Source organism: Bartonella sp. B39 (assembly GCF_053795145.1).
This window is the reverse complement of the sequence record NZ_CP200036.1, coordinates 1,818,497-1,845,152: the sequence shown is the minus strand read 5'-3', so window position 1 is coordinate 1,845,152 and position 26,656 is coordinate 1,818,497. Positions and strand designations below refer to the sequence as shown.

The 26,656-nt window shown below is 37.3% G+C and carries 24 protein-coding genes; 12 read left to right on the top strand and 12 right to left on the bottom strand.

Annotated elements, in window-relative coordinates; translation table 11 throughout:
- Positions 1 to 244 precede the first annotated feature (244 nt).
- Genes dnaQ through V4P57_RS08430 form a run of 5 tightly spaced genes read right to left on the bottom strand, consistent with a single transcriptional unit; the run spans position 245 to position 3,843 of the window.
- Positions 245 to 952, bottom strand: coding sequence for a DNA polymerase III subunit epsilon (gene dnaQ / locus V4P57_RS08450; protein ID WP_455466084.1), 708 nt, complete (start codon positions 950 to 952; stop codon positions 245 to 247).
- 4 nt (positions 953 to 956) lie between these two features.
- Positions 957 to 1,544, bottom strand: coding sequence for a dephospho-CoA kinase (gene coaE / locus V4P57_RS08445; protein WP_455466083.1), 588 nt, complete (start codon positions 1,542 to 1,544; stop codon positions 957 to 959).
- The gene (locus tag V4P57_RS08440; RefSeq protein WP_455466082.1) at positions 1,541 to 2,422 is read right to left on the bottom strand and encodes a shikimate dehydrogenase; all 882 of its coding nucleotides are present in this window, start codon (positions 2,420 to 2,422) and stop codon (positions 1,541 to 1,543) included. Before V4P57_RS08440 ends, coaE begins: the two co-directional genes overlap by 4 nt.
- Entirely contained in the window at positions 2,415 to 3,011 is a 597-nt protein-coding gene (locus V4P57_RS08435; protein WP_455466081.1) for a Maf family nucleotide pyrophosphatase, read from the bottom strand. Before V4P57_RS08435 ends, V4P57_RS08440 begins: the two co-directional genes overlap by 8 nt.
- A gap of 7 nt (positions 3,012 to 3,018) precedes the next feature.
- Positions 3,019 to 3,843, bottom strand: coding sequence for a pyruvate, water dikinase regulatory protein (locus V4P57_RS08430; protein WP_455466080.1), 825 nt, complete (start codon positions 3,841 to 3,843; stop codon positions 3,019 to 3,021).
- A gap of 645 nt (positions 3,844 to 4,488) precedes the next feature.
- On the opposite strand from V4P57_RS08430, the gene rho reads away from it, so the two are divergent.
- The 6 genes from rho to V4P57_RS08400 all read left to right on the top strand — a co-directional run bounded on the left by rho (position 4,489) and on the right by V4P57_RS08400 (position 11,469).
- The gene (gene rho / locus V4P57_RS08425) at positions 4,489 to 5,754 is read left to right on the top strand and encodes a transcription termination factor Rho (RefSeq protein ID WP_241437853.1); all 1,266 of its coding nucleotides are present in this window, start codon (positions 4,489 to 4,491) and stop codon (positions 5,752 to 5,754) included.
- A gap of 32 nt (positions 5,755 to 5,786) precedes the next feature.
- Positions 5,787 to 7,094: a tRNA uridine-5-carboxymethylaminomethyl(34) synthesis GTPase MnmE gene (gene mnmE / locus V4P57_RS08420; RefSeq protein ID WP_455466079.1), complete on the top strand. Its 1,308-nt coding sequence runs from the start codon at positions 5,787 to 5,789 to the stop codon at positions 7,092 to 7,094.
- A 108-nt stretch (positions 7,095 to 7,202) separates the two neighbouring features.
- Positions 7,203 to 9,071, top strand: a complete 1,869-nt coding sequence (gene mnmG / locus V4P57_RS08415; RefSeq protein WP_455466078.1) for a tRNA uridine-5-carboxymethylaminomethyl(34) synthesis enzyme MnmG — start codon at positions 7,203 to 7,205, stop codon at positions 9,069 to 9,071.
- Positions 9,071 to 9,718, top strand: a complete 648-nt coding sequence (gene rsmG / locus V4P57_RS08410; RefSeq protein ID WP_455466077.1) for a 16S rRNA (guanine(527)-N(7))-methyltransferase RsmG — start codon at positions 9,071 to 9,073, stop codon at positions 9,716 to 9,718. Before mnmG ends, rsmG begins: the two co-directional genes overlap by 1 nt.
- Positions 9,719 to 9,724: 6 nt before the next feature.
- A complete protein-coding gene (locus V4P57_RS08405) occupies positions 9,725 to 10,522 on the top strand; it encodes a ParA family protein (RefSeq protein ID WP_455466076.1) in 798 nt (265 codons plus the stop codon).
- Between the two features lie 41 nt (positions 10,523 to 10,563).
- The gene (locus V4P57_RS08400) at positions 10,564 to 11,469 is read left to right on the top strand and encodes a ParB/RepB/Spo0J family partition protein (protein WP_455466075.1); all 906 of its coding nucleotides are present in this window, start codon (positions 10,564 to 10,566) and stop codon (positions 11,467 to 11,469) included.
- A gap of 538 nt (positions 11,470 to 12,007) precedes the next feature.
- On the opposite strand, the gene V4P57_RS08395 is transcribed toward V4P57_RS08400, so the two are convergent.
- The 7 genes from V4P57_RS08395 to dapF all read right to left on the bottom strand — a co-directional run bounded on the left by V4P57_RS08395 (position 12,008) and on the right by dapF (position 17,983).
- Complete coding sequence (locus V4P57_RS08395) at positions 12,008 to 12,520, bottom strand: hypothetical protein (protein WP_455466074.1); 513 nt, start codon at positions 12,518 to 12,520, stop codon at positions 12,008 to 12,010.
- Positions 12,521 to 12,581: 61 nt separating this feature from the next.
- Positions 12,582 to 13,082, bottom strand: a complete 501-nt coding sequence (locus V4P57_RS08390; protein WP_455466073.1) for a hypothetical protein — start codon at positions 13,080 to 13,082, stop codon at positions 12,582 to 12,584.
- A gap of 3 nt (positions 13,083 to 13,085) precedes the next feature.
- Positions 13,086 to 13,847: a hydroxyacylglutathione hydrolase gene (gene gloB, locus V4P57_RS08385; protein ID WP_455466072.1), complete on the bottom strand. Its 762-nt coding sequence runs from the start codon at positions 13,845 to 13,847 to the stop codon at positions 13,086 to 13,088.
- 69 nt (positions 13,848 to 13,916) lie between these two features.
- Positions 13,917 to 14,606 carry a septation protein A gene (locus tag V4P57_RS08380; RefSeq protein ID WP_455466071.1) on the bottom strand — a complete coding sequence of 230 codons (690 nt, stop codon included), beginning with the start codon at positions 14,604 to 14,606 and terminating at the stop codon, positions 13,917 to 13,919.
- A complete protein-coding gene (gene ftsY / locus V4P57_RS08375) occupies positions 14,603 to 15,835 on the bottom strand; it encodes a signal recognition particle-docking protein FtsY (RefSeq protein WP_455466070.1) in 1,233 nt (410 codons plus the stop codon). The genes V4P57_RS08380 and ftsY overlap by 4 nt, the downstream gene beginning before the upstream one ends.
- Positions 15,836 to 15,848: 13 nt before the next feature.
- Positions 15,849 to 17,132 carry a tRNA (N(6)-L-threonylcarbamoyladenosine(37)-C(2))-methylthiotransferase MtaB gene (gene mtaB, locus V4P57_RS08370; RefSeq protein ID WP_455466069.1) on the bottom strand — a complete coding sequence of 428 codons (1,284 nt, stop codon included), beginning with the start codon at positions 17,130 to 17,132 and terminating at the stop codon, positions 15,849 to 15,851.
- Complete coding sequence (gene dapF / locus V4P57_RS08365) at positions 17,132 to 17,983, bottom strand: diaminopimelate epimerase (RefSeq protein ID WP_455466068.1); 852 nt, start codon at positions 17,981 to 17,983, stop codon at positions 17,132 to 17,134. Before dapF ends, mtaB begins: the two co-directional genes overlap by 1 nt.
- Positions 17,984 to 18,215: 232 nt before the next feature.
- Between dapF and V4P57_RS08360 the strand changes: the two genes are divergently transcribed.
- The 6 genes from V4P57_RS08360 to V4P57_RS08335 all read left to right on the top strand — a co-directional run bounded on the left by V4P57_RS08360 (position 18,216) and on the right by V4P57_RS08335 (position 26,645).
- Positions 18,216 to 18,761 (top strand): AprI/Inh family metalloprotease inhibitor, encoded by a 546-nt coding sequence (locus tag V4P57_RS08360; RefSeq protein WP_455466067.1) that lies wholly within the window; start codon positions 18,216 to 18,218, stop codon positions 18,759 to 18,761.
- Between the two features lie 101 nt (positions 18,762 to 18,862).
- A complete protein-coding gene (gene zapE, locus V4P57_RS08355; protein ID WP_455466066.1) occupies positions 18,863 to 20,038 on the top strand; it encodes a cell division protein ZapE in 1,176 nt (391 codons plus the stop codon).
- Positions 20,039 to 20,330: 292 nt separating this feature from the next.
- The gene (gene mdh / locus V4P57_RS08350; protein WP_455466065.1) at positions 20,331 to 21,293 is read left to right on the top strand and encodes a malate dehydrogenase; all 963 of its coding nucleotides are present in this window, start codon (positions 20,331 to 20,333) and stop codon (positions 21,291 to 21,293) included.
- A gap of 94 nt (positions 21,294 to 21,387) precedes the next feature.
- Entirely contained in the window at positions 21,388 to 22,584 is a 1,197-nt protein-coding gene (sucC, locus tag V4P57_RS08345; RefSeq protein ID WP_455466064.1) for an ADP-forming succinate--CoA ligase subunit beta, read from the top strand.
- Between the two features lie 3 nt (positions 22,585 to 22,587).
- Complete coding sequence (gene sucD / locus V4P57_RS08340) at positions 22,588 to 23,490, top strand: succinate--CoA ligase subunit alpha (protein WP_455466063.1); 903 nt, start codon at positions 22,588 to 22,590, stop codon at positions 23,488 to 23,490.
- 155 nt (positions 23,491 to 23,645) lie between these two features.
- The gene (locus V4P57_RS08335) at positions 23,646 to 26,645 is read left to right on the top strand and encodes a 2-oxoglutarate dehydrogenase E1 component (RefSeq protein ID WP_455466062.1); all 3,000 of its coding nucleotides are present in this window, start codon (positions 23,646 to 23,648) and stop codon (positions 26,643 to 26,645) included.
- Positions 26,646 to 26,656: the final 11 nt, after the last annotated feature.

Sequence of the window (26,656 nt, the reverse complement as noted above, 5' to 3'; positions counted from 1 at the left end):
TTTTTATTTTCATAAAGTATGGAGTCGTTACAATTTATATTCAGTACCTAGAGCTTTTCTTTGCTGTTACAGGATATAATAGCTTTCATTTTGCTCCTCCTATGATAGCTGAGGTACGATGTAGCGACAGGGTCGTTGTGGTGTTCCCCTCCCCAAAACGACCGTATTTTTTTGAGCCATTATTTTCAGAGATTTTTTTCTCTCTAGATTTTTAAATAATCTTCCTAAGAAGAAGGTGAGAAAATTATTCAGGGATTTTGAAATCATTCCACAAAGCTTTCTCACCCATTTTATTAATAAAATCAGCATGCATGCTTCTTTCTTGCGCACTTAGTCTTGAAGGTAAAGCCTGTGGACGAAATTTAACTGCATAGGGGGGATCTTTGTCATTCTGGATATCCTTATCAACACTTCCCTTGTTCACAAAACCCAATACGCCCTGCTTTCCACCAATGAGTTCAATATAAACATCGGCGAGGATCTCTGCATCAAGCAAAGCACCGTGGAGAATACGATGGCTATTATCAATTCCAAAACGTTTGCACAAAACATCCAGAGAATTAGGCCCCATAGGAAATTTACGCCGTGCCATAGCCAATGTATCAAGAATATTATCAACACTGATAAGCGGTTTATTTGCTCGTCCTAATTCTGCATTAAGAAAGCCAATATCAAAACTCGCATTATGCGCGATCATCGTTGCGCCATTGATAAATTCCAAAAATTCATCGGCAATATCACTAAAGCTTTTTTCATTCTTCAAGCGCTCATTAGTCAATCCATGAATGGCTACAACTTCATCAGGAATAATAACGCCTTGTGGGTTTAAATAAACGTGAAATCGGCGTCCTGTAAGATAGCGATCAACCATCTCTACACAACCTATTTCAATTATGCGATCTTTCTCTTTATCTAAACCCGTTGTTTCTGTATCAAAAATAATTTCACGCATTCTTTCAATTCTTTAGTAAACTTTTTATCACGTAAAAAACTTGTTGACGTGTACTCTCTAAATCTTTTCCCGTATCAATGACAAAATCAGCACATTCTCGTTTTTTTTCATCAGACATTTGCTTAGCATTAATAAAAGCAAATTTTTTTTCATTCATATTTGGACGAATCATGGCACGCTCTTTTTGTATTGCTAATGGTGCAGAAACAACCACCACACTATCTACACGTTTTTCACCATTTGTTTCAAAAAGAAGTGGAATATCAAGAACAATTAATTTTTTTCCTTGTTGGCGTGCTGTGTCAATAAACTCTTTTTCTTTTTTTCGTACCAAAGGATGAATTATTTTTTCTAATGTTTGTAATTTTTTATTATCGTTAATCAAAATCTCAGAAAGCTTTAAGCGATTAACTTTACCATTTTCAACAACACTAGGAAATATACGCCCTATGAGCGACAAAATTGGCTCACTCTTATAAAGTTGATGTACTGCATCATCAGCACTAAAAACGGAAATACCAGCTTGTTTGAAAAAATCAGCGACTGTTGATTTTCCCATAGCGATTGATCCGGTCAACCCTATAATTTTCATCCTGTCTCTTCACCCATATCCTTTAAGATTGCTGTTCGTAGCGCCTTTGTAACTTGTGGTCTTATCCCAAACCATCGTTCAAAACCGGGAACAGCTTGATGTAAAAGCATACCAAGCCCATCAACTATCCTTAAACCATGCGCTTTTGCTTGTTGTAAAAAAGGTGTTATCAATGGTGTATAAACAATATCTGTCACTATTGTTGTTGTCTTTGTTTTATGAAAATCACAAAAGAAAGAATCATTTTTTTCTTCGTGTGGATTTGTCATACCCACAGAAGTCGTATTGACAATTAAATCAGCTTGGTAAAATACTTCATCAGCACTATGCCAATCGTGAACTTCAACAGGTTTTCCGAAATGCTCAGCTAAATCATCAGCACGTTGTTTTGTACGATTAAGCAAGAAAATACGTTCAAATCCCCGTGTTTTTAAGGCATATAAGATAGCACGTGCAGCACCACCTGCACCAAAAACAAGAGCTGTTTCCCCAACCCAATCAGAAACCGAATCATCAAGACTAGCGCAAAAACCATAGGCATCACTATTTGTGGCACAAAGTTTATCTCTTTCATACCACAGTGTATTAACAGCACCAATTATGGTTGCTACATTATCTTTATGATTTGCTAAATGAAAAGCCTCTTGTTTATAGGGTAGAGTGACATTTCCCCCACAAAAACCTCTTTCCTGTATAGATGCAAAAAAATCTGTAAATTTGTCAGGAGCTACTTCCTGTGCTAGATATTCACCTTGTAAATTATATTGTTTAAGCCAAAAATTGTGAATTTTTGGTGATTTTGAATGGTGAATAGGTGTACCAACAACAAAAGCACGTGGAAAAATTGTTTTTTTACAATTTATTCTCACATCAACCATCAATAGCTCCTAAATGCCGCAATTTTACGAGTAAAGGCAATAAGGGTAAACCAATAATGGTAAAAAAATCTCCATCAATTTTTTCAAAAAGATGGATTCCTTCTCCTTCAATTTGATATACCCCCACGCTGTTTAAAACATCTGTCCCCACACTTTCTAAATAACGTTCAATAAACTCTGATGAAAGAGAACGTACTGTCATATGTGCACTAAAAGCTTCTACCCAAATTTCTTGACCATTTTGAAATAAAGCCACTGCACTATGAAGAGAATGTGTTTTTCCTGATAAATAGCACAAACGTTGATGTGCTTCCTTTTTACTTGTAACTTTATGAAAAACTTGCCCCCCTAAATCAAGCACTTGATCACAACCAATGACCAAAGCATCAGGAAAGCGATCAGAAACATTTTTTGCCTTTGCACTTGCAAGAAAGCAACTGAGTTCTTTAGGAGTCTTTGTTTTTACTGATTTTTCTACTTCTCTTTCATCAAAAGAGGCTCCTTCGATGAAAAAATTTAAGCCTGCTTTTTTCAATAATTGTTCACGATAAGGACTAAGAGATGCTAATATTAGTGTAGCTGCTACCATATTTTTCTCATTTTTCTTCACGGAATCGCGATAAAAGTTCAAATATAGCAGCAGCTGTTTCTTCAATAGAGCGTCTTGTGACATCAATAATAGGCCAACCAAAACGTTCACAAATGCGTTTTGCATAAGTCAATTCTTCAGCTATGCTGATTCTATCAGTATAGCTTTCAATAGCAGAACACTCTCCCAAATCTCGATTTTGACGAATATGTGAGATTCTTTCAGCTGAAGCGATTAGACCTATAATTAAAGCATTTTTTGCTTCTAAAACAGCTTCTGGTAAATCAATACCCGGAATAAGAGGGATATTAGCAGTTTTGATTCCACGATTTGCTAAATAGATACTCGTAGGTGTTTTAGATGTTCTTGAAATTCCTACAAGGATAACATCTGCACTTGATAAATCACTAGAAGATTGTCCATCATCATGTTCTATTGTAAAATCTAATGCATCAATACGACGAAAGTAATCTGCATTGAGATCATGCTGTGCACTTGCACGTAAATTTGTTGGCGTTCCAAGATAAGACTGAAAAGCATCGAGAACAGGATGCAATATGTCAATACAGGGAACGTTTATTTTTTCACATCTTCTTTTAAGAAGAAGTTTAATCTTTTTATCAATAATTGTGTAAAGAACAATACCAGGCTCTTGTTGTATCTCATCAAGAGCTCTCTGTAACTGCGTTTCATTACGAATCATAGGATAGATATGCTCTGTTGTTTGGCTCATTGTATATTGTGAGGCAACCGCCCTTCCAACAGAGATTAATGTCTCTCCCGTTGCATCAGAAAGCATGTGTAAATGAAAGCATTTTTTTTCTTTTATCACAAAAATTTTAACTCCTTGTTAACATATGTGTATATATGCTCAGCATCTTTTGTGAAACTAAAATTTAGCAAAAATTTTCTATTTTTATGCACAAATTAAATAGTTGTGATAATTGAAATCATTCTCATGAGAGAATAACATGGATAATGCCTTCAAGGTCATATTATGCTTGTGTTTTTTATTTTATATTATGTGGATAAAATTGAGGATAAAAAAGTATAATTAATAATTCACATTAAACACAGGTATAAATAATAAAAATCCTATCTTTATAAAAATTTATTAATATATAAAAACATAGGAAAATTAAAAATAAATTTTTATATTTTTTAAATATAATATATATAAATCTGTATCTAATTAGTGATTATAAAATAATTTTGTATTTTTCTTATGAAAATTGATTTTTTATGTAATTTTCCTTAAAATATTATTATAAGATAGTTCATTTTTGAGTTTTTCAGTTTATATAATTGATTTTTTTATAAAATTAAATAATTTTATACGATAATAATTCGTATAAATGATGCTTGCAGATTGAAAAAATTGAGTGTACAATGAATTTTTCTTATAAGAATATTTCATTCTTTAATTCTTCCAGATCTAATCTAATGACTATCCCCCATCACTTAAAGAGCATATTTCATGCAAGAAATGAAACTACAAGAACTTAAAAGTAAAAATCCCGTTGAACTTGTTTCTTTTGCTGAAACATTAGAAGTTGAAAATGCTTCTTTGATGCGAAAACAAGAATTAATGTTTGCTATTTTGAAAAAACTTGCTTCGCAAGACGTGGAAATTATTGGAGAGGGAGTCGTTGAAGTTTTACAAGATGGATTTGGATTTTTGCGATCTGCTGACGCTAATTATCTTCCAGGACCTGATGATATTTACCTTTCTCCCGCACAAATTCAGTCTTTTTCTTTAAAAACAGGTGATACCGTTGAAGGTCCTATACGTAGTCCAAAAGAAGGTGAACGTTATTTTGCTCTTCTTAAAATTAATACAATTAATTTTGAAGATCCTGAAAAAATTCGTTATAAAATTCATTTTGATAATCTCACTCCTCTTTACTCAAATGAGCGTTTTCAGATGGAAATACAAAATCCTACAGAAAAGGATATGTCATCACGAGTAATTGATTTAATATCTCCATTAGGAAAGGGGCAGAGAGGATTAATTGTAGCACCTCCTCGAACAGGAAAAACGGTTTTACTTCAAAATATTGCTCATTCTATTACAACTAATCATCCTGAATGTTATCTTATTGTTCTTTTAATTGATGAACGACCAGAAGAAGTTACTGATATGCAGCGTTCTGTAAAAGGAGAGGTCGTTTCTTCTACTTTCGATGAACCAGCAATACGTCACGTTCAAGTAGCCGAGATGGTTATTGAAAAAGCAAAGCGTCTTGTTGAATATGGACGTGATGTGGTTATTCTTCTCGACTCCATTACACGTCTTGGGCGTGCTTATAATACGGTTGTTCCTTCATCGGGTAAAGTTTTGACAGGTGGTGTGGATGCTAATGCTCTACAGCGTCCTAAACGTTTTTTTGGTGCTGCACGTAACATTGAGGAAGGTGGATCTTTAACTATTATTGCAACGGCTTTGATTGATACTGGTAGTCGTATGGATGAGGTTATTTTTGAAGAATTCAAAGGAACAGGTAATTCAGAAATTGTTCTTGATCGTAAAGTTGCTGATAAGCGTATCTTCCCAGCTATGGATATTTTGAAATCCGGAACGCGTAAGGAAGAGCTTTTAGTTGCGCGGCAAGATTTGCACAAGATTTTTGTACTTCGTCGTATTTTAACACCCATGAATGTAACTGATGCAATTGAATTTTTAATTGATAAATTAAAACAAACAAAAAACAATAGCGAATTTTTTGATTCAATGAATACATAGAAACATTAAGTTTTTTTCTTAGGATATATCCTGTGGATACAATCTTTGCTGTTTCGAGTGGGTTATTGCCTTCAGGGGTTGCAGTCATTCGGCTTTCTGGCCCTCATGTTGTGAATGTTGTTAGGACGCTTTGTGGTTACTTACCTAAAGCGCGGTTTATGCATTACGGAAATCTTACTGCTCGTGATGGTAGCTTTCTAGATTCTGCCTTGACTGTTTTTTTTCCTGCTCCTCATAGTTTCACGGGAGAAGATTGTGCAGAGTTTCATTTACATGGAGGAAAAGCCGTTGTTAATCGTTTTCTCGATGAATTGTCTACATTTTCTGGATGCCGTATTGCAGAGGCAGGTGAATTTTCTCGTCGTGCATTTATGGAGGGAAAATTAGATCTTGTTCAAGCAGAAGGTCTTGCTGATTTAATAGAGGCAGAAACTGAAAGTCAGCGACGTTTAGCTATTATGGGTACGAGCGGACGTTTAACAACGCTTTATCGTGATTGGCGTCATAAACTTATGAAAGCACGTGCCTTTATTGAAGCAGAACTTGATTTTGCCGATGAAACTGATATTCCAAACTCGCTATCTGATAAAGTTTGGAAAAATTTAGAATATCTTTGTATTTCTCTTCGAGAACATATTAATGAAGGAGAACGTGCTAGTATCTTACGTGATGGGTTAAAAGTTGTCATTGTAGGGGCTCCAAATTCTGGAAAATCAAGCATTATGAATCGTTTGGCTGGGAGACCTATTTCTATTGTGACAGAAGAAGAAGGTACAACCCGTGATGCTTTAGAAATGAGACTTATTTTTGGTGGTTTACCAGTTCTTCTCACAGATACTGCTGGTTTTAGGGAAACAGAAAATAAAATAGAACAATTTGGAATAGAAGTTGCAAAACAGCATGTTAGAGATGCTGATTTAGTTGTTTTAGTTTATGATATGGGAAATCCTAAGCAAGTTGATTTACCAGAAACATCAGCTGAAATATGGCATGTTGGTAATAAGCTTGATCTTTATATAGATAATAAAAAACATTGGTTTATACAATTTTCTGCGTTAACTGGTTCAAATTTTGACTGTTTTATTAAGGAACTTGAGTCGTTTTGTTTACGTCGTGCTTCTGAAATTGGAAATCTTTTTCCAGCACGTAAAAGACAACTTCAGTTATTAAAAGAAGCTGTTAGAGAAATTGAGTCTTCTTTGAATTATACTTCTCTTGATTTAAGTTTACGTGCAGAACATCTTCGACGTGCGAGTGATTTTCTTGGGAAAATTACGGGAGATATAGATGTTGAAGATTTGCTTGATGTTATTTTTTCAGAGTTCTGTATTGGTAAATAATGATTCACGTGAAACATTGATTATTTAATAGACAGATTTAAAAGTTTATGTATTTTATATCTTGTTTCACGTGAAACTTTAGAATAGTTCTTTATGGAATGAATTCAGATGCAGTTATATGATGTTATCGTTGTTGGGGGTGGTCATGCTGGCTGTGAAGCTGCTTCAGCTTCAGCGCGTGCTGGTGCGCAGACAGCTCTTGTTACACATAAAATATCAGCACTTGGAACGATGTCATGTAATCCTGCTATTGGTGGGCTTGGAAAAGGACATCTTGTTCGTGAAATAGATGCTTTGGATGGTCTCATGGGACAAGCAGCGGATGCTGCTGGAATTCAATTTAGGCTTCTTAATCGACGCAAAGGACCAGCAGTAAGAGGACCTCGTACGCAAGCTGATCGACAACTCTATAAAAAAGCAATTCAAAAACTTTTACAAGAACAAGATAATCTCATTCTCGTTGAAGATGAAGTTGTTGATCTGATTGTTAAAGATAATTGTATTTCAGGTGTTGTTTTAAAAAATCAAGGAAATTTTTTTTCTGGTGCTGTTGTTTTAACAACGGGGACATTTTTAAATGGTCTTATTCATATTGGGGATAAGAGGTGTGCTGCTGGACGGATAGGAGAAAAGTCAAGTGTCAAGCTTGCTGAACGCTTAAAAAATTATAATATAAATCTTGGAAGATTAAAAACAGGAACTCCAGCTCGTCTTAGTAAAAAAACTATACGTTGGGAATATCTTCAAAAACAGCAAGCTGATGAATATCCTGTGCCCTTTTCTCTTTTAACAGAAAAAATTGAACAGCCGCAAATTGAATGTGCAATAACACGTACAAATACGCTAACACATCAAATCATTCGTGAGAATATTCATCGATCTGCTTTATATTCTGGAAATATTGAAGGGTTAGGACCACGGTATTGTCCTTCTGTTGAAGATAAAATTGTTAAATTTGGAGAACGTGATGGACATCAGATTTTCCTAGAGCCTGAAGGGTTGGATACTGATACTATTTATCCAAATGGCCTTTCTACTTCTCTTCCTGAAGATGTACAAGTTTCTTTTTTGAAAACTATTGAAGGATTAGAAAATGTTGAGGTTTTACAACCTGGATATGCTATTGAATATGATTTTGTTAATCCCCAACAATTGACGAGAACTTTAGAGTTGCGTTCTTTACCAAGGTTATTTTTAGCTGGACAAATTAATGGTACAACAGGATATGAGGAAGCTGCGGCTCAAGGGCTTTTAGCTGGATTGAATGCCGCCCGTAAGGTTGCAGGGTTAGATGAAATACTTATAAGTCGTTCTACAGCTTATATTGGTGTTATGATAGATGATTTAGTTTCGCGAGGAGTTTGTGAACCTTATAGAATGTTTACATCACGTGCTGAATTTCGTTTGTCTTTACGCTCTGATAATGCTGATACTCGTTTAACTCCTTTGGCACAGCAATGGGGTATTGTCAGTAAAATACGTTGGGATTGTTATCAGCAAAAACAGCACCGTCTTGATCAGGCGCGATCAATCTGCCAAAAACTTTTTTTAACTCCCAGTGAAGCTTCTACTCGTGGATTACAGATAAATCACGATGGAATTCGGCGTTCGGCTTATGATCTTCTTTCTTATCCCCATATGACTATAGAACGTCTTTTACATTTCTGGCCACAATTAAAGTCAATTGATTCTAAAACTGTTGAATCCTTAGAAATTGAAGCACAATATGCAGTTTATTTAGAAAAACAAGCACAAGATATTGCTGCTCTTCAGCGAGATGAACGTTTAGAAATACCTTCTTCTCTTGATGTTCAATCAATATCAGGTCTTTCAAATGAACTAAAGACAAAAATTCAACAAATATCACCGCGTTCAATCGCTGATGCACAAAAAATTGATGGAATGACACCAGCAGCATTGTCGCTCATTATCACTTATATTCAACGTCAAAAACGTGAAAAGGCTCAATCAGTTTAATGGATATTTCCACGGAAGAAAAATATCAAGCACTCTTAAATATTATTCCTTCTGTTTCACGTGAAACGATGAAGAATTTAATACAATTTGAAAATTTAATAATACAATGGAATACGCATATTAATTTAGTATCTAATTTGACAATACCAGTTTTATGGAAACGTCATATTTTGGATTCTGCGCAGATATATCCTTTACACAGCGATCTTCTGTATTGGTGTGATCTTGGATCAGGAGGAGGATTTCCTGCAATTGTTATTGCTATTTTAATGAAAGAAAAAAAAGTAGGGCATATTGATCTTGTTGAAAGCAATGGAAAAAAAGTAGCTTTTTTGCGAACAGTCATTGCTCAACTTAGTCTTCCTGCAGTAGTTCATCATTGTAGAATTGAGGATGTTTATGAAAAAATAAGAATACCGGATATTATAACAGCGAGAGGATTAGCTCCGTTAAGTGATCTCTTACAGCTTGTTTTTCCATTGTTAACAAAAAAAACAATAGCTCTTTTGCAAAAAGGTAGGGATTACTCTAAAGAAATAACAATTGCCTCTGCCAATTGGCGCTTCGATCTGCTAAAACATAAGAGTAAAATTGATGAAAATTCTGTTATTTTAGAAATTTCTCATGTTCGATCATATAGAGGGTAAGGCAAAATGAGCGAAACACGAATTATCGCTATTGCAAACCAAAAGGGTGGAGTAGGTAAAACAACCACTGCAATTAATCTTGCAACAGCTTTAGCAGCGATTGGTGAAAATGTTCTCATTATGGATATTGATCCGCAAGGAAATGCAAGTACAGGATTGGGAATTGATCGTAATAGCCGTCCTTTATCCTCTTATGATGTTTTTATTTCAGGGATTTCTGTCACACAAGCTGCTTTGAAAACAGCTGTTCCAAATCTCTATATTGTACCCTCTACACTTGATCTTTTAGGTGTAGAAATGGAAATTGCTTCCTCACAAGATCGCATACAACGATTACGTAAAGCTCTCTGTGATGATCCAAAGATGGAGAAAAAATACAGTTATATTCTCATTGATTGTCCTCCGTCTCTTAATCTTCTTACACTTAATGCCATGGGTGCTGCAGATTCTGTTTTAGTACCAATGCAGTGTGAGTTTTTAGCACTTGAAGGTTTAAGCCAATTACTTGAAACAGTAAAGCAAGTACGATCTATTCTTAATCCATCTCTAGAAATTCAGGGTATTGTTCTAACGATGTATGATGGGCGTAATAATCTTTCGAATCAAGTTGTCGAAGATGTACGTTCTTTTATGGGAGATAAAGTTTATCGCACTGTTATTCCACGAAATGTACGGGTATCAGAAGCTCCATCTTTCGGTAAACCAGTATTGCTTTATGATTTAACATGTGCTGGTAGTCAAGCTTACTTACGTCTAGCATCGGAAGTAATTCAGCGCGAAAAACAAGCACGCGCCGCTGCTTAAAAATGTAAAAAATTTTGTAAGAAAACTCAAAGAGCAAAATTATGAATGATGATCAATCAAAAAAAAGACTGGGTCGTGGATTAGCGGCATTAATTGGAGATATCAGTTTAAACAACGATCTTACACGTTCATCAAATACTGATAAATTTACAGAGTCCAATGTAGTTTCTCCTGTTTCTGAACGATTTGTTCCACTTGAATCTATTTCGTGCAATCCACATAATCCGCGACGCCATTTTACCGATTTAGAACTTGATAATTTAGCACAATCAATTCGCCAGCACGGTGTTGTTCAACCTGTTATTGTAAGACCGTCACGTGATAATCCTCATCGGTTTGAATTAATTGCTGGCGAACGGCGTTGGCGTGCTGCACAGCAAGCAAATTTAAGTAAATTACCGGTCATTGTTCGCGATGTAGATGATAAAACCGCTTTGGAATTGGCAATTATTGAAAATGTTCAACGTGCCGATCTTAATCCTATCGAAGAAGCAATGGGATATGAGATTTTGCTGAATGAACATGGATATACGCAAGCAGATTTAGCGCAAGTTATTGGAAAAAGTCGCAGTCATGTTGCTAATACGCTTCGCTTGTTAAAACTTCCACAAAAAGTACAACAATTCTTAACAGATGGGCAGCTCTCCGCTGGTCATGCACGCTGTCTTATCACTGTTGATCATCCGCAGGATTTAGCCGAAAAAATTATTCGTGAAGGGCTTTCTGTGCGCCAAACGGAAGTACTTGCATATGAACAGGCAAATCCAAAAGTCAAAAAACGAACTGCTGTTGAGAAAGATACAGAAACAAAATCTTTAGAAAAATTACTTGCAGATGTAATCGGAATGAAAGTGACTATTCGGCATGGCAAAAAAGGTGGTGATTTAAAAATACGCTACTCTTCACTAGAACAATTAGATGATATTTGCCGGCGTTTGCAAAACTAATTAATTGTCTAAAATAGCACGAATTCTATCGATATATTTTTGATTGAAATTTAAATTATCTGAAGATACAGTATTTTTTTATCTTCAAAGGCTATTATTGCAGCTAAAGTTGTTCGAATAGCCATGAGACCAATAACGTAATCTTTTAGGTGAGAGATTATGTTTTCTTAAAAGATCTGTTAGTTTTGATCTAGCAGAAATAGAAGAAATGAGTCTTTCAATGCTGTGATTATTCTCTGTATTTAATGCCTCTAGATCTTGAGGTAAATCCTTAATTTTTTTGTTTCAGTTATTCTATTTTTGAGAGGAAATATTCTGTTAAAGGATATTTACAATGATATTTAGATTGCTGATAGAGAGAGAACAAATTGATTGTCCGTTCCCTTGCCATTGTTATTTGAACATATGTTAAAAAAGGGAAAAGAAAAAGCAAACACAATGCCAATTTAAAAACGATCAAAATTTATCCTTTTTTCCGGACGTTAGCGAAGACTTTTTCGTCTGCAAATTTAATCATTTGTTCAAAGTAGTACGAATTCTATTTACAACGCCTTTTTAAAATAACAAGCATTCTATACATATGTTTTTTACCAAATTCCAAATTATCTAAAACTACAGTATTTTTTTCATCAAAAGAAAACCCCTCCTCTTTGAGAACGTCAAGAGGAACTAAAAGCATTTTTAACGTTGCTTGAAAGGCTAGGATTCCTATAGCGAAATCTTTAGGTGTGATATTATTTTTTCTTAAAATATTCATTAATTTTGGTTTATTAGAAATAGAAGCTATGAATCCTTCAATATTGTTGTCGTATTCAATTTCAATATCAGATGCTTTTTCAGTATTGGATGCTTTTGACTCTTGTGATAGATTTTTACACTCTTCTTTCGTAATTCGTTCCATTTTTAAAAGCAAATCCTCTGTTAAGGTGTAATTTGCAATAACATGTGGGAACTCAAATTTTTTGTTTATTTCCTTTTCATTTGCTATTGTTAGTTGAGTATGTATTACAAAAAGAAAAAGGAGAAACAAACGTAATGCAAACTTAAACATTGTTAAAAGTTATCCTTTCTTTTTCGAATTTCAGCAAAAACTTCTTCGTTTGCGAAGTTAATCAATTTTTCAAAATAAAACAGTTATAAATGTTGCTCACAGCAGTCCATATTCTGTACATATGTTTTTTACCGAATTCCAAATTGTCCAAAACTACAGTATTTTTTTTATCAAAAAAAGTATCTTCTTTTTCAGAATTTTCGTAAAGTATTATTAATAATGTTGTTTCAAGAGCATTGTAACCAACAGCAAAATCTCTAGGCGTGATGTCATTGTTTTTTAAAATATTCATTAGTTTTGGTTGATCAGAAATAGAAGCTGCGAATTCTTTAATGTTACTGCTAAATGGGATATTGGATGCTTTTGAATCTTGTGATAGGTTCTCACACTCTTTTTTCGTAATTTGTTCCATTTTTAAAAGAAAATCTTCTGTTAAGGCGTAATTTGCAATAACATGCGGAAACTCAAATTTTTTGTTTGTTTCCTTTTCATTTGCTATTGTTAGTCGGGTATGCATTACAAAAAGAAAAAGGAGAAACAAACGTGATACGAACTTAAACATGGTTTAAAAGTTATCCTTTCTTCTTCGAATTTCAGCAAAGACGGCCTCATCTGTTTCTTCTTCCATTGCAAGGCTTCTTCGCAACATACTGTCATCCCAGCGAAGAAAGGGATTAGTAACTTTTTCTTGCCCTAAGGTTACTGGTAAAGTCATAGTGTTTTTTGCATGTAGCAAAAAAACTTCTTCTACTCTTTGACGAAGTTTCTGATTATGTGGATCAAGTGTTAATGCGAAAAGAGCATTGTTTTTGGTATATTCATGACCGCAATAGAGACGTGTCTTATCGGGAAGTTGACGAAGCTTTTTTAAAGAGTTGAGCATTTGAGCAGGTGTTCCTTCAAAAAGACGTCCACAACCGAGTGAGAAAAGTGTATCTCCAGCAAAGAGTATACCTTCTTTAGGGAGATAATAAGATAATGCGCCCAAAGTGTGACCAGGTGTTGAAAGAGCTAAAAGCGGGTGCGTGCCAAAGAAAATACTTTCATCAGGATGAAGTGTTTGATCAAGATGATTAATCTTTTCTCTCTCTGCTTCTGGTCCAATAACGACAGCCTTATAAACTTGTTTTAACTCTTCCAGTGCTTCTACATGGTCGTGATGATGATGAGTTACAAAAATAGTCTGGAGTGTCCAGTTACGGCGTTTTAAGGCGTTATGAATCGCTTCACTTTCAGGTGCATCAATTGCAGCTGTGTAGCCGCTTTTTTCATCATGAATGAGTACACCAAAGTTATCTTTTCGACAGATGAACTGTTCAATTAACATATCTTTTCCCCATGAACAGTGTGCAGCCATAAATCTACAAAAAAATCTAGAGTTATGGACAAGTTATGTTTAAGAATCAGATTTGTCTCCTTCTGTAAAAAGTCCTTGTGAATGCCTAAGGATAAGGGGCATTTGGATAAGCATGAAGAGGATTGTTAGGGGCATAACACCAAATACTTTAAAGCTGGTCCAAAAATTATCACTAAAATTGCGCCAAACGGCTTCATTCAAAAGAGCAAGAAAAACGAAAAAGAATGCCCAACGATAGGTAAGTTTTTGCCATCCTAAATCATCAAGTTTTAAAGTAGAGTCAAACGCATATCGTAAAAGTGGTTTTTTAAAACACATACCACCAAAGAGGATGAGCGCAAATAAGCTATTAATAATTGTTGGTTTCATTTTGATAAAAGTATCATCGTGAAGCCAAAGAGTTAAAAATCCAAAGACTATAACAAATATTCCTGAAATAAGAGGCATTGCGGGAATTTTTCGTGCAAGGATCCATGATAAGCTTAGAGCAACGATGATGGCCACCATGAAAATAGCTGTTGCAGGAAAAATAGGCTTACTAAAATTTTTAAAAAGTCCGATATTATTTAACAACCATTCGCCCTTATAATTGGCCAGAAAAAAGACAACTAATGGCCCCATTTCCAAGAGAAATTTTATGGTTGGTGAAAAATCAGATTTTTGATTGCCATTGATATTTTTCAAATTTTTGTTGTTATAAGAATTAGATCTAAAAGAAGATTTTTTCATGCGTGTTTTCCTGTGATGGTTGTAGCAAAGTCAGAAGCAGAAAAAGGTTGAAGATCCTCAATATTTTCTCCTATACCGATAAAATGAACAGGTAATTTATATTTTTCTGCGATGGCAACAAGGATTCCTCCTCGTGCGGTACCGTCGAGTTTTGTCATAACTAAACCATTAACGCCGGCAATATCGCGGAAAATATTCACTTGATTGAGCGCATTTTGCCCAGTTGTTGCATCAAGCGTTTGAAGAATTGTGTGTGGTGCTTTAGGATCGTGTTTCCCTAAAACACGAATAATTTTTGCCAATTCATCCATCAGTTCAGTTCTATTTTGTAGGCGCCCAGCTGTATCAATGATCAATACATCACTGTTTGCTTTTTTGGCTTTTTCATAAGCATCAAATGCTAAGCTGGCAGCATCTGCACCTAGTCTTGTTGAAACAACAGGTGCTCCTGTGCGTTTACCCCAAATATGTAATTGTTCAATGGCTGCAGCGCGAAACGTATCACCAGCAGCCAGCATAACTTTTAGTCCTCCTGCGGTTAGCTTAGCTGCAAGTTTTCCAATAGTTGTCGTTTTTCCTGTTCCATTTACACCTACAAGCAAAATAACATGAGGTTTATGGTTAAGATCAAGTTCTAGTGGAAGCGCAACAGGTTCTAGCACTTTTTTGATTTCGTTAGCCACGACGATATGAATATCATCTGGAGATAGGTTTTTTTCGTAACGACTGGAAGCTAAAGTATCGGTGATGCGTGCAGCTGTTTCCACACCAAGGTCTGCTTGAATAAGAATATCTTCTAGCTCTTGCAACGTATCTTCATCAAGCTTTCCTTTAACAAAGAGGTCGCTTATGGATTCACTTAAGCGCTGTGAGGAAAGAGCTAATCCTCTTTTTAGACGTCCAAACCATGCTGCCTTTTTTTGTTCAACAGAAGGTATAGGAGAAAGCTCTTCAGTTTGTTTCTCACTGATTGTATTCGTGACAATTACTTTGCTAGAATGTGATTCAAAAAGCTGTGTCTTTTCACTGTAGTTTTCGGATGTTGTATTTTGGCTTTCTGTTTGTTCTTCTTTTTCAACATCTATGAGGGAGCAATCGTTTTTTATAATTTCACTTTTTGATTTATTTTTTTCTACTCTATCGGTTTCATCATGAGGTGGAATTTGTTGCAATTGCGGCTCTTTATATTTGTTAAAAGAGAATATTTTTTTGATAAAAGATTTTGTCATAAGGGTTCCCTGCTCAGGCTGCGTTCAATTTTTGGAGAGTAGCAATCAATTTATCGCCATCGTGATCAACGATAAGAGCTTGAACAATTGTTCCAGTTTTAGCACCTTTAATTTTTGCAAGAGTATAATCTTCCGTTCGTCCGATTTCATCTTTTTCAACAAGAATTGTTTGCTGACTATTTTGTAAGAGAGCAAGATGTTTTTGATAAGCTTCTTCCCCCGCTTTGCGTAACCTTTCTGCACGCATCTTGACCACACTACGATTGATTTGCGGCATACGTGCGGCAGGTGTCCCTTCTCTTGGACTAAAAGGAAAGACATGGAGGTGTGTTAAATTACAGTCATTGATGAGAGCGAGACTATTTTGGAACATCTCTTCTGTTTCAGTGGGAAAACCAGCAATTAAATCAGCGCCATAAACCATTGTAGGACGTTTGGCGCGCAAATCTTGGCAAAATTGAATTGCATGTTCACGCAAGTGTCGCCGTTTCATTCGTTTTAGAATCATATTATCACCTGCTTGCAAGGATAAATGCAAATGGGGCATTATTCTTTTTTCATAGGCTAAAAGATTGACGAGTTCTTCGTCTACTTCAATAGAATCGATCGATGAAAGACGCAATCGAGGCAAATCAGGCACGTGATGCAAAATGGTTGAAGTCAATTTTCCTAAGGTTGCTTTTCCAGGGAGATCGTGACCATAGCTTGTGAGATCAACACCAGTTAGAACAACTTCTTGAATACCATTTCCTATCAGTTGTTTAATTTGTTCAACGACAGCACCCATGGGAACTGAGCGTGATGGCCCGCGACCATAAGGAATAATGCAAAATGTACAGCGATGATCACATCCATTTTGTACCTGTACAAAGGCACGGGTACGCTCTTCCATTGAACTTACCATGTGTGGAGCAATTTTTTGCACCTCCATGATGTCGTTGATACGCAATTTTTCAGAATGGTTGATGCCAAAATCAGGAAGTTGACGGTAAGAATGCGCATGAAGTTTTTCTTCATTTCCTAAAACAAGATCTACCTCTGTCATTGAGGCAAAATTTTTCCCTTCTGTTTGTGCGGCACACCCTGTGACAATAATGCGTGCGTGAGGGTTTTCACGTCTTGCTTTGCGGATAGCTTGTTTTGCTTGTCGCACAGCTTCGGCAGTAACAGCGCAGGTATTAAAGATAATAGCACCATCTTTAAGCTGATCTAGCCCTGAAGAAGCACTTTCTTTGCGTATGATTTCTGTTTCGTAACTATTGAGTCGACAACCAAAAGTTACTATTTCTATAGCCATCAAAAGTGATCCTTTTTATAGTTCCCCGTTAAAGAGTTAAAAAAACCACTAAACTCATATTTAACTGGACCTGTCATAATAATATGATCGTCTTCTCGATAAAAAATATTCAATTTTCCTCCTGGTAAGTTCACATCAATATGGCGTTGTGTGAGTCCACGCCGATAGGCAGCTACTGCACTTGCACAGGCAGCACTGCCGCATGCTTGCGTTAATCCAGCGCCTCGCTCCCATGTGCGTAAATTTAGGCTTTTCTTTGACGTGACATAAGCAATGGAAATATTGCATCGTTCTGGAAAAAGGGGATCATACTCAAGCTTTGGTCCATACTTTTCTAATGGAATATGTTGAATATCATTTTCAACAAAAAAAATAGCGTGGAGATTACCAACGGATACAAGGCAAGCATCCCTTAAAGGACCAGCGGTAAGTTCTACATGATTGGTGTCCACTATTTCACGTGAAACAGGCATCTCTTGTGCATTGAAATTTGGGCATCCCATGTCAACAGAGATGAGTTTGTCTGTTTGGCATTTACCTTCAATAATTCCAGTGGGTGTCTCCAATCGAAAAGTTTCACCGAGATTGTGGTCTGTAAGCCAAGCAATGACGCAACGGGTTCCGTTACCACAGGCTTTGGCCATTGACCCGTCGGCGTTCCATATTTCGATGCGGAAGTCAGCTTTATTTTTGCTAGATGGATGGATAGCCATAATTTGATCAAAATGTGTTTGGGGATCTGCTGCTAAGGCAAGAATTGCTCGTGTTGTGAGCGCACACGTACTGTCACGCATATCAGCAACAATGATTTGATTTCCAAGACCGTTCATTTTACTGAATGGTGTTTTCATAAAATTTCTCTATTTTTAGTGATTGCCCACAAAAGATATATGACTGAAAATCTTATAAATTTCCAGTGTTTAATGAATATAAAATTGAGTGAAAAGTTATTTTATCATTTAAAATAGATAAATTTCACTGTTTTTTTTGATTTGTTAATTTATCTTTATAAAATATCATATAACAAACGTTCATTCATCTCTTTGAGTAAGCTTATTTATTGTCGTGGGAAAGAGTATTGATATGTCATTTTCAAAAATTTCGTTTTTCGTTGCACTGTTAACTGCAACACTTTTAAGCGGATGTTCAACATCGCGGTTTGACAGTAATGATAGTGGCAACACACTGGAAGTTTTTTATCCACTTCAACAAATACCAACAGAAGTAATGTCTGATGTGTCGTCTTCTCGTTCATTGGCATCTGAAGCAGCAGACGCTTCAATGTATGAGAAAGGGGATTCCCAGAGTGATGGACGAATGGCTAGTCTCGAATTACCAAGTACTGCTGTTGATTTGTTTCCCGCAAGCATTGCTGGGGTGTGGAATCTTTCTGTAGGCGGTAAAGTTTGTCGAATTGCAACACCACAAACGAAATTTGGTCAAGGGTTTCGTGCTGGTCCTTTACATTGTCCAGGAATTGTTTCTCAGGTGAATTCGTGGGCTGTTAAAGGAAAAAGACTATATTTCTATAATAATTCAGGGCGTGTTATCGTTGCTCTTTATTCTTCCAATGTTGGTCGCTTTGAGGGACGTACACTTGATGATCATCCGGTTGTTTTAAGCCGTTAGAACGTTTTTAGCCGTTTATGAAAAAATAAGGGATATGTGTACAGATTTGTGAAGGAAGCTTGTATTTTTCATTGAGAACGGATTGAAAAAAGGTTGTTTTGATGATTTTAGTGTCAACGCGCTATAAGGAACTGGTGCCCAAAGGAGAAATCAGTTTTGATCCGGCTCAATTGGCTTTAACAGAGCATTTTGATCATTTGTTACAATATATTATAGAACAAGATGTTTCTCGTTCTTGGTCATTTTGGCGTTTTTTCAAGAAAAAAAAGCAAACTTTTTCTCGTGTTTCGAGACAAGGTGATGATCCTTTTCAGGGACTGTATGTTTATGGTGATGTAGGACGAGGCAAAACCATGCTGATGGATTTGTTCTTTTCTTGTTTGCCGCAGAAATGTAAAAAGCGTGCTCATTTTAACGATTTTATGGCTGATGTGCATGAGCGCATTAATGTTTATCGTCAAGCATCAAAAGATGCAAAAGCTGAACCAAATAATCCTATTTTAGCTGTTGTGGAAGATCTTGCACGAGAAGCGCAGATACTTTGTTTTGATGAATTTAGTGTAACAGATATTGCTGATGCTATGGTATTGGGGCGCCTTATCTCTGCTTTGTTTGATCGAGGGGTTTTCTTTGTTGCGACTTCAAATGTTGCTCCAGATAATCTTTATTATAACGGTTTAAACCGAGAGCTCTTTTTGCCATTTATCCAAGTTCTGAAAGCACATGTTCGCGTTATTAATCTTGATGCAAAAACAGATTATCGCCTTGAAAAATCAAATCTACAACAGGTGTATGTGTCGCCGTTGGGGTTGGAAGCAAATGAACGCATGGATCAGGCATGGACGCTGGTGTTGCAAGGACACAAGGAAACATCTGATGAACTTTCGATAAGAGGTCGCCTTGTTCATATTCCGCGCTCTGGAGCAGGTTGCGCCCGCTTTGATTATCAAGATTTGTGTGCAAAGTCTTTAGCGGCGGCTGAGTATTTAGCCTTGGGAGAGCGTTATCATACAATTTTTGTTGATAATGTGCCGGTGATGGATGATGCGTGCCGCAATGAAACCAAACGGTTCATTTTACTTATTGATGTCCTCTATGAACGCCACATAAGATTATTTATGTCAGCTGCTGCAAGGTTTGATGGATTATACAAAGGGCGTGCGCAGACGACGGAAACATTTGAGTTTCAGAGAACACAGTCGCGTCTTTTTGAAATGCAAAGCCAAGATTATTTAAAAATTTGGGCAGAACGTTTTCTTTTGAAAGGGAAAAATTGATCATAACTTTACCTTTACGTAAACAGTAAAAACAATAACTATTTGAATTCAAAAGAAGTGTAATAATTCTGTTGTATTTTTTTAAAATTCACTTTATCGATACAGAATGGTAATTTTCTCATAGCTGTTTTCTTGGAGGATTTTTGCTTTTATGAGGAGAGAAATTTGGTGAGTTTCGTATCTTTCTCCTTTTGATAATAGTGTTGAAAATTGGGCTGAGGTCAAAGAAAATATTCAGTATACTGGCGCCGGTAAATGCGCGCCGAGTTATCTAACGTTAGGAAGAAATAAAATGGCACGAAAGAAAATAGCTCTTGTTGGTTCGGGTATGATTGGTGGGACTTTGGCACACATAATTGGGCTTAAAGAACTTGGTGACGTTGTCTTATTTGATATTTCAGAAGGTGTGCCACAAGGTAAGGCCCTGGATATCGCCGAATCTTCACCTGTTGATGGTTTTGATATCAGTTTAAAAGGTGCTAATACTTATGAAGCAATTGAAGGTGCTGATGTTGTTATTGTAACAGCAGGCGTTGCGCGAAAACCCGGTATGAGCCGTGATGAACTTTTGGATATTAATTTAAAGGTGATGGAGCAAGTTGGAGCTGGGATCAAAAAATACGCTTCTTCAGCGTTTGTTATTTGTATTACCAATCCTCTTGATGCAATGGTGTGGGCATTGCAGAAATTTTCAGGTCTTCCTACACATAAAGTGGTTGGTATGGCTGGTGTTCTTGATTCAGCGCGTTTTCGTCATTTCTTATCTGAGGAATTTAAGGTCTCTGTTAAAGATGTGACAGCGTTTGTTTTAGGGGGCCACGGTGATTCAATGGTTCCTCTCGTGCGTTATTCAACGGTTGGTGGTATTTCTTTGCCTGATCTTATAAAAATGGGCTGGACAACACAGGAAAAAATTGATCAAATTATTCAGCGTACCCGAGATGGCGGCGCAGAAATTGTCGGTTTGTTAAAAACAGGATCTGCTTTTTATGCACCAGCAGCTTCTGCTGTTTCTATGGCTGAAGCTTATTTGAAGGACACTAAGCGTGTTGTCCCTGTCGCTGCTTATCTTTCAGGGGAATATGGGGTTGAGGATGCTTATGTTGGTGTTCCCGTCGTGCTTGGTGCGGGCGGTGTTGAACGAGTCATTGAAATTGATCTCGATAAAGAGGAAAGAGCTGCTTTTGAGAAATCAGTGAATGCGGTGCAAAAACTTTGTGAAGCTTGTATTGCTCTTGTGCCTAGTCTCAAATAAATTGAGCAAGGTTTTGTTCATTACAATAGAGTATTTTAAAATATTAGGATTTGAGGATTAATAAAAGTGATCCGTAAAAGAAAAGGACAAATGCATGAATATCCATGAATATCAGGCCAAACGTCTGCTTCATGAATATGGGGCACCAATTGCAAATGGTGTTGCTGTTTATTCTGTGGAGCAAGCTGAAAAATGGACAAAAAAGTTGCCTGGACCACTCTATGTGGTTAAAAGCCAGATTCATGCTGGTGGCCGTGGTAAAGGAAAATTTAAAGAACTTGGTCCTGATTCAAAGGGTGGTGTTCGCCTTGCAAAATCCGTTGAAGAAGTTGTTACATATGTCCAAGAAATGCTTGGTAAAACTTTGGTAACTAAACAAACAGGTCCAGAGGGTAAGCAGGTCAATCGTCTTTATATTGAGGATGGTGCTGATATCGAACGAGAGCTTTATCTTTCACTTTTGGTTGATCGTAGCGTTGGTCGGGTCGCATTCGTTGTTTCAACGGAAGGGGGAATGGATATTGAAACGGTTGCTGAAGAGACACCAGAGAAAATATTAACTCTGCCCGTTGATGCTGAACAGGGCGTTACTTCTGCCGATTGCACAAGGCTTTGTGATGCATTGCAATTGCACGATAATGCACGGGAAGATGGTGAAAAGCTTTTTCCAATTCTCTATAAGGTGTTTTGTGAAAAAGATATGAGTCTTCTGGAAATCAATCCGCTTATTGTGATGAAAAATGGCCGTTTGCGCATTCTTGATGCGAAAGTTTCTTTTGATAATAATGCTTTATTCCGTCACTCGGATATTTTGGAGTTGCGCGATCTTTCAGAAGAAGATCCAAAAGAAATCGAAGCATCAAAGCATGATCTGGCTTATGTTGCCCTTGAGGGCACAATTGGTTGCATGGTCAATGGTGCGGGTCTCGCTATGGCAACAATGGATATTATCAAACTCTATGGAGCTGAGCCCGCAAATTTTCTTGACGTTGGAGGTGGTGCTTCAAAAGAGAAGGTAATGGCTGCTTTTAAAATTATCACTGCTGATCCGAATGTTAAAGGCATTTTGGTCAATATTTTTGGTGGTATTATGCGTTGTGATGTTATTGCTGAAGGTGTGGTAGCTGCCGTTAGAGAAGTTGGTTTAAAGGTTCCTTTGGTTGTTCGTCTTGAAGGCACGAATGTTGAGCAGGGTAAAGCGATTATCAGTGACAGTGGTTTGAACGTTATTCCCGCTGATGATTTAGATGATGCTGCTCAAAAAATCGTTGCAGCCGTGAAGGGAGCTTAAGCTATGTCGATTCTTGTGAATAAAGATACAAAAATTCTGGTTCAAGGGCTTACAGGCAAAACAGGAACGTTTCATACAGAACAAGCGCTTGCTTATTACGGTACGCAAATGGTTGGTGGCGTTAATCCTAAAAAGGGTAATGAAATATGGGAAGGCTCAAAAGGTGAAACTCTTCCTATTTTTGCCAGTGTTGCGGAGGGAAAAGAAAAGACAGATGCAGATGCTTCCGTTATTTATGTTCCTCCTGCAGGGGCAGCAGCAGCTATTATAGAAGCTATTGATGCCGAGATTCGTTTGATTATCTGTATTACGGAAGGCATTCCTGTTATGGATATGGTTAAAGTAAAGGCGAGATTAGAGAAATCGAAATCACGTCTTATTGGTCCTAATTGTCCTGGTATTCTCACACCAAATGAATGTAAAATTGGTATTATGCCCGGTTCTATTTTCAGAAGAGGTTCTGTTGGGGTTGTGTCGCGGTCGGGAACTTTAACTTATGAAGCAGTCTTTCAAACCAGTCATGAAGGTCTTGGACAGACAACAGCTATTGGTATTGGTGGCGATCCTGTTAAGGGCACTGAATTTATTGATGTGTTGGAAATGTTTTTAGCTGATGATGAAACCCAGTCTATTGTTATGATTGGTGAGATTGGTGGTTCCGCTGAAGAAGAAGCAGCACAGTTTCTCCAAGATGAGGCAAGAAAAGGTCGTAAAAAGCCAGTGGTTGGTTTTATTGCTGGTCGTACAGCACCTACAGGACGCACAATGGGGCATGCTGGTGCTGTTATTTCTGGTGGTAAAGGTGGGGCAGAAGATAAAATCGCTGCGATGGAATCGGCAGGGATTCGGGTCTCTCCTTCACCATCACAGATAGGTAAGACCTTAATGTCAGTTTTGAAAGGGTAAAAAACTTCATCTGAATAAGAATTTATCCTTATTCGGATGAAATATGGGATATAAAAAGACAAAACTTTTTTGAATTTTTTTGCCCTCGTTTGCTTTATAAGCATTAAAGGTTGGGAAAAATATAAGGAGACGGAATAGATGTTCCGGAGAGGTGTATGGCAAGGCAGGACGAGATAAACAGTCTTTTTGCGCAAACGTCATTTCTATATGGTGGAAATGCGGGTTATATAGATCAACTCTATGCCGAATATGAAAAAGATCCCGCCAGCGTAGATTCACAGTGGCGTACTTTTTTTGAAAACCTTCATGATAAAAAAGAAGATGTTCTCAGAAATGCTGAAGGGGCAACATGGCAACGTGATCATTGGCCGTTAAAGGCAAATGGAGAATTGGTTTCTGCTCTCGATGGCGATTGGTCTGTTCTTGAAAAACATGTTGGTGATAAATTGAAAGAAAAAGCAGCAACGAGTGCTGCGCAAAAAGGAAAAATCTCTGATGAACAAGATATTATTCGCGCAACGCGTGATTCTGTTCATGCTCTCATGATGATTCGTTCTTTTCGTGCGCGTGGGCATCTTCGTGCACGGCTTGATCCTCTTCAATTGGCGGAAAAACTCGAGGACTATAAAGAACTTTCTCCAGAAGCTTACGGTTTTACTCCTGCTGATTATGAGCGTCCCATTTTTATTGATAATGTTTTAGGGTTTGAGTATGCAACCATTCCCCAGATGCTTGAAATTCTCAATCGTACCTATTGTTCAACAATTGGTGTAGAGTATATGCATATCTCTGATCCTGCTCAAAAGGTATGGCTTCAAGAACGTATTGAAGGATCAAATAATCGAATTGATTTCACAAAGGAAAGCAGAAAAGCTATCCTTAATAAGCTTATTGAGGCGGAGGGGTTCGAGCAGTTTTTAGATACAAAATATAAAGGAACAAAGCGTTTTGGACTTGATGGTGGTGAAGCGCTGATTCCTGCTCTTGAACAAATTATTAAATGCGGTAGTGCTCTGGGCGTGCAGGAAATTGTTTTAGGAATGGCTCATCGTGGCCGTTTAAATGTTCTTTCACAAGTTCTTGCAAAACCACATCGGGCTATTTTTCATGAATTTAAAGGGGGATCTTATAAGCCCGATGATGTAGAGGGATCAGGCGATGTCAAATATCATTTAGGAACTTCAGCTGATCTTGAATTCGATGGTAAAAAAGTTCACTTATCGCTTTTGGCCAATCCATCTCATCTTGAGATTGTTGATCCGGTTGTTATTGGCAAGGCTCGTGCTAAACAGGACCAACTTTTGGGCCCTACGCACACTGATGCACTCCCATTAAGTGAGCGTTCGAAAGTTTTGCCGCTACTTATTCATGGCGATGCTGCTTTTGCAGGACAAGGTGTTATCCAAGAAACTTTTGGCCTTTCAGGTCTTAAAGGTTACCGTGTTGCAGGCTCTATCCACGTTATTATAAATAATCAGATTGGGTTTACAACGGATCCACGTTTTTCGCGTTCTTCGCCTTATCCATCGGATGTGGCAAAAATGATTGATGCGCCAATTTTTCATGTAAATGGTGATGATCCTGAGGCTGTTGTCTTTGTTGCAAAAGTAGCGACAGAGTTTCGTCAAATTTTCCATAAACCGGTGGTTATCGATATGTTCTGTTATCGTCGTTATGGACATAATGAAGGCGATGAGCCTTCCTTTACACAGCCGCTTATGTATAAGGCGATCCGTAATCACAAAACCACTCTTCAGCTCTATAGCGACCAGTTAGTTGAGGAAGGGGTGATTGCTTCAGAAGAGATTGAACAGCAAAAAAAGCTATGGCGCGATAAGCTTGAAGTTGAGTTTGAAGCGAGTGCTTCTTATAAGCCTAACAAAGCTGATTGGCTTGATGGGAGTTGGACGGGGCTCAAAGCTTTCAGTAACACTGATGAACAACACTCTGGAAAAACGGGGGTTGAGTTAAAGACTTTAAAGGAAATTGGACAAAAGCTTGTCGAAATTCCATCAAATTTTCATGTTCATAAAACTATTCAGCGTTTTTTAAGCAACCGTGCTAAAATGTTTGAAACCGGTGAAGGAATTGATTGGGCAACAGCTGAAGCTTTAGCTTTTGGTTCATTATGTTTAGAAGGGTCACCAGTTCGCCTTTCCGGTGAAGATGTCGAACGTGGAACTTTCTCACAACGTCATTCAGTTCTCTATGATCAAGAGAATGAATCTCGTTATATTCCTTTGAACCATTTGCAAAAGGGGCAGGGGCTTTATGAAGTTGTTAATTCTATGCTTTCTGAGGAAGCTGTTCTTGGCTTTGAATATGGATATTCTCTTGCTGAACCACGAGGATTAACGCTTTGGGAAGCGCAGTTTGGTGATTTTGCTAATGGTGCACAGGTCATTTTTGATCAATTTATTTCATCTGCAGAGCGTAAGTGGCTCCGTATGTCTGGTCTTGTGTGTTTATTGCCTCATGGTTTTGAAGGGCAAGGGCCGGAACATTCTTCAGCACGTTTAGAACGTTTCCTTCAATTGTGTGCAGAAGATAATATGCAGGTTGCTAATTGTACAACCCCTGCAAATTATTTTCACATTTTGCGTCGGCAAATTAAACGTGATTTTCGTAAGCCGTTGATTTTAATGACACCAAAGTCACTTTTACGTCATAAGCGGGCGGTTTCTTTTCTAAGTGAAATGGGATTGGAAACGGGTTTCCACCGCTTGTTGCTTGATGATGCGGAATGTCTCAAAAACTCCGCCATTAAATTACAGAAAGACAATAAAATCCGCCGTATTGTTCTTTGTACGGGCAAAGTTTATTACGATCTTTATGAAGAACGTGAAAAAAGAGGCATTGATAATGTTTATTTGCTGCGTGTTGAGCAGCTTTATCCTTTTCCTGCAAAAGCTTTGGTGGATGTATTGTCGCGATTTTTGCAGGCAGAGGTTGTTTGGTGTCAAGAAGAACCAAAGAATATGGGGGCTTGGTCATTTATTGAACCTTATTTAGAATGGGTTTTGACGCATATTAATGCGCAATATTCACGTGCACGTTATGCAGGGCGTCCTGCAAGTGCATCACCGGCCACGGGGTTGATGGTGAAACATCTTGAACAACTTGCTGCGTTTCTTGAAGACGCATTAGGTTCTTAATTTATTACTAC

Excerpts from the sequence above, each read along its gene's own strand:
- dnaQ (WP_455466084.1), bottom strand. The coding sequence starts at position 952 with ATGCGTGAAATTATTTTTGATACAGAAACAACGGGTTTAGATAAAGAG.
- coaE (WP_455466083.1), bottom strand. The coding sequence starts at position 1,544 with ATGAAAATTATAGGGTTGACCGGATCAATCGCTATGGGAAAATCAACA.
- V4P57_RS08440 (WP_455466082.1), bottom strand. The coding sequence starts at position 2,422 with ATGGTTGATGTGAGAATAAATTGTAAAAAAACAATTTTTCCACGTGCT.
- V4P57_RS08435 (WP_455466081.1), bottom strand. The coding sequence starts at position 3,011 with ATGGTAGCAGCTACACTAATATTAGCATCTCTTAGTCCTTATCGTGAA.
- rho (WP_241437853.1), top strand. The coding sequence starts at position 4,489 with ATGCAAGAAATGAAACTACAAGAACTTAAAAGTAAAAATCCCGTTGAA.
- mnmG (WP_455466078.1), top strand. The coding sequence starts at position 7,203 with ATGCAGTTATATGATGTTATCGTTGTTGGGGGTGGTCATGCTGGCTGT.
- rsmG (WP_455466077.1), top strand. The coding sequence starts at position 9,071 with ATGGATATTTCCACGGAAGAAAAATATCAAGCACTCTTAAATATTATT.
- V4P57_RS08405 (WP_455466076.1), top strand. The coding sequence starts at position 9,725 with ATGAGCGAAACACGAATTATCGCTATTGCAAACCAAAAGGGTGGAGTA.
- V4P57_RS08400 (WP_455466075.1), top strand. The coding sequence starts at position 10,564 with ATGAATGATGATCAATCAAAAAAAAGACTGGGTCGTGGATTAGCGGCA.
- V4P57_RS08395 (WP_455466074.1), bottom strand. The coding sequence starts at position 12,520 with ATGTTTAAGTTTGCATTACGTTTGTTTCTCCTTTTTCTTTTTGTAATA.
- V4P57_RS08390 (WP_455466073.1), bottom strand. The coding sequence starts at position 13,082 with ATGTTTAAGTTCGTATCACGTTTGTTTCTCCTTTTTCTTTTTGTAATG.
- gloB (WP_455466072.1), bottom strand. The coding sequence starts at position 13,847 with ATGTTAATTGAACAGTTCATCTGTCGAAAAGATAACTTTGGTGTACTC.
- V4P57_RS08380 (WP_455466071.1), bottom strand. The coding sequence starts at position 14,606 with ATGAAAAAATCTTCTTTTAGATCTAATTCTTATAACAACAAAAATTTG.
- ftsY (WP_455466070.1), bottom strand. The coding sequence starts at position 15,835 with ATGACAAAATCTTTTATCAAAAAAATATTCTCTTTTAACAAATATAAA.
- mtaB (WP_455466069.1), bottom strand. The coding sequence starts at position 17,132 with ATGGCTATAGAAATAGTAACTTTTGGTTGTCGACTCAATAGTTACGAA.
- dapF (WP_455466068.1), bottom strand. The coding sequence starts at position 17,983 with ATGAAAACACCATTCAGTAAAATGAACGGTCTTGGAAATCAAATCATT.
- V4P57_RS08360 (WP_455466067.1), top strand. The coding sequence starts at position 18,216 with ATGTCATTTTCAAAAATTTCGTTTTTCGTTGCACTGTTAACTGCAACA.
- zapE (WP_455466066.1), top strand. The coding sequence starts at position 18,863 with ATGATTTTAGTGTCAACGCGCTATAAGGAACTGGTGCCCAAAGGAGAA.
- mdh (WP_455466065.1), top strand. The coding sequence starts at position 20,331 with ATGGCACGAAAGAAAATAGCTCTTGTTGGTTCGGGTATGATTGGTGGG.
- sucC (WP_455466064.1), top strand. The coding sequence starts at position 21,388 with ATGAATATCCATGAATATCAGGCCAAACGTCTGCTTCATGAATATGGG.
- sucD (WP_455466063.1), top strand. The coding sequence starts at position 22,588 with ATGTCGATTCTTGTGAATAAAGATACAAAAATTCTGGTTCAAGGGCTT.
- V4P57_RS08335 (WP_455466062.1), top strand. The coding sequence starts at position 23,646 with ATGGCAAGGCAGGACGAGATAAACAGTCTTTTTGCGCAAACGTCATTT.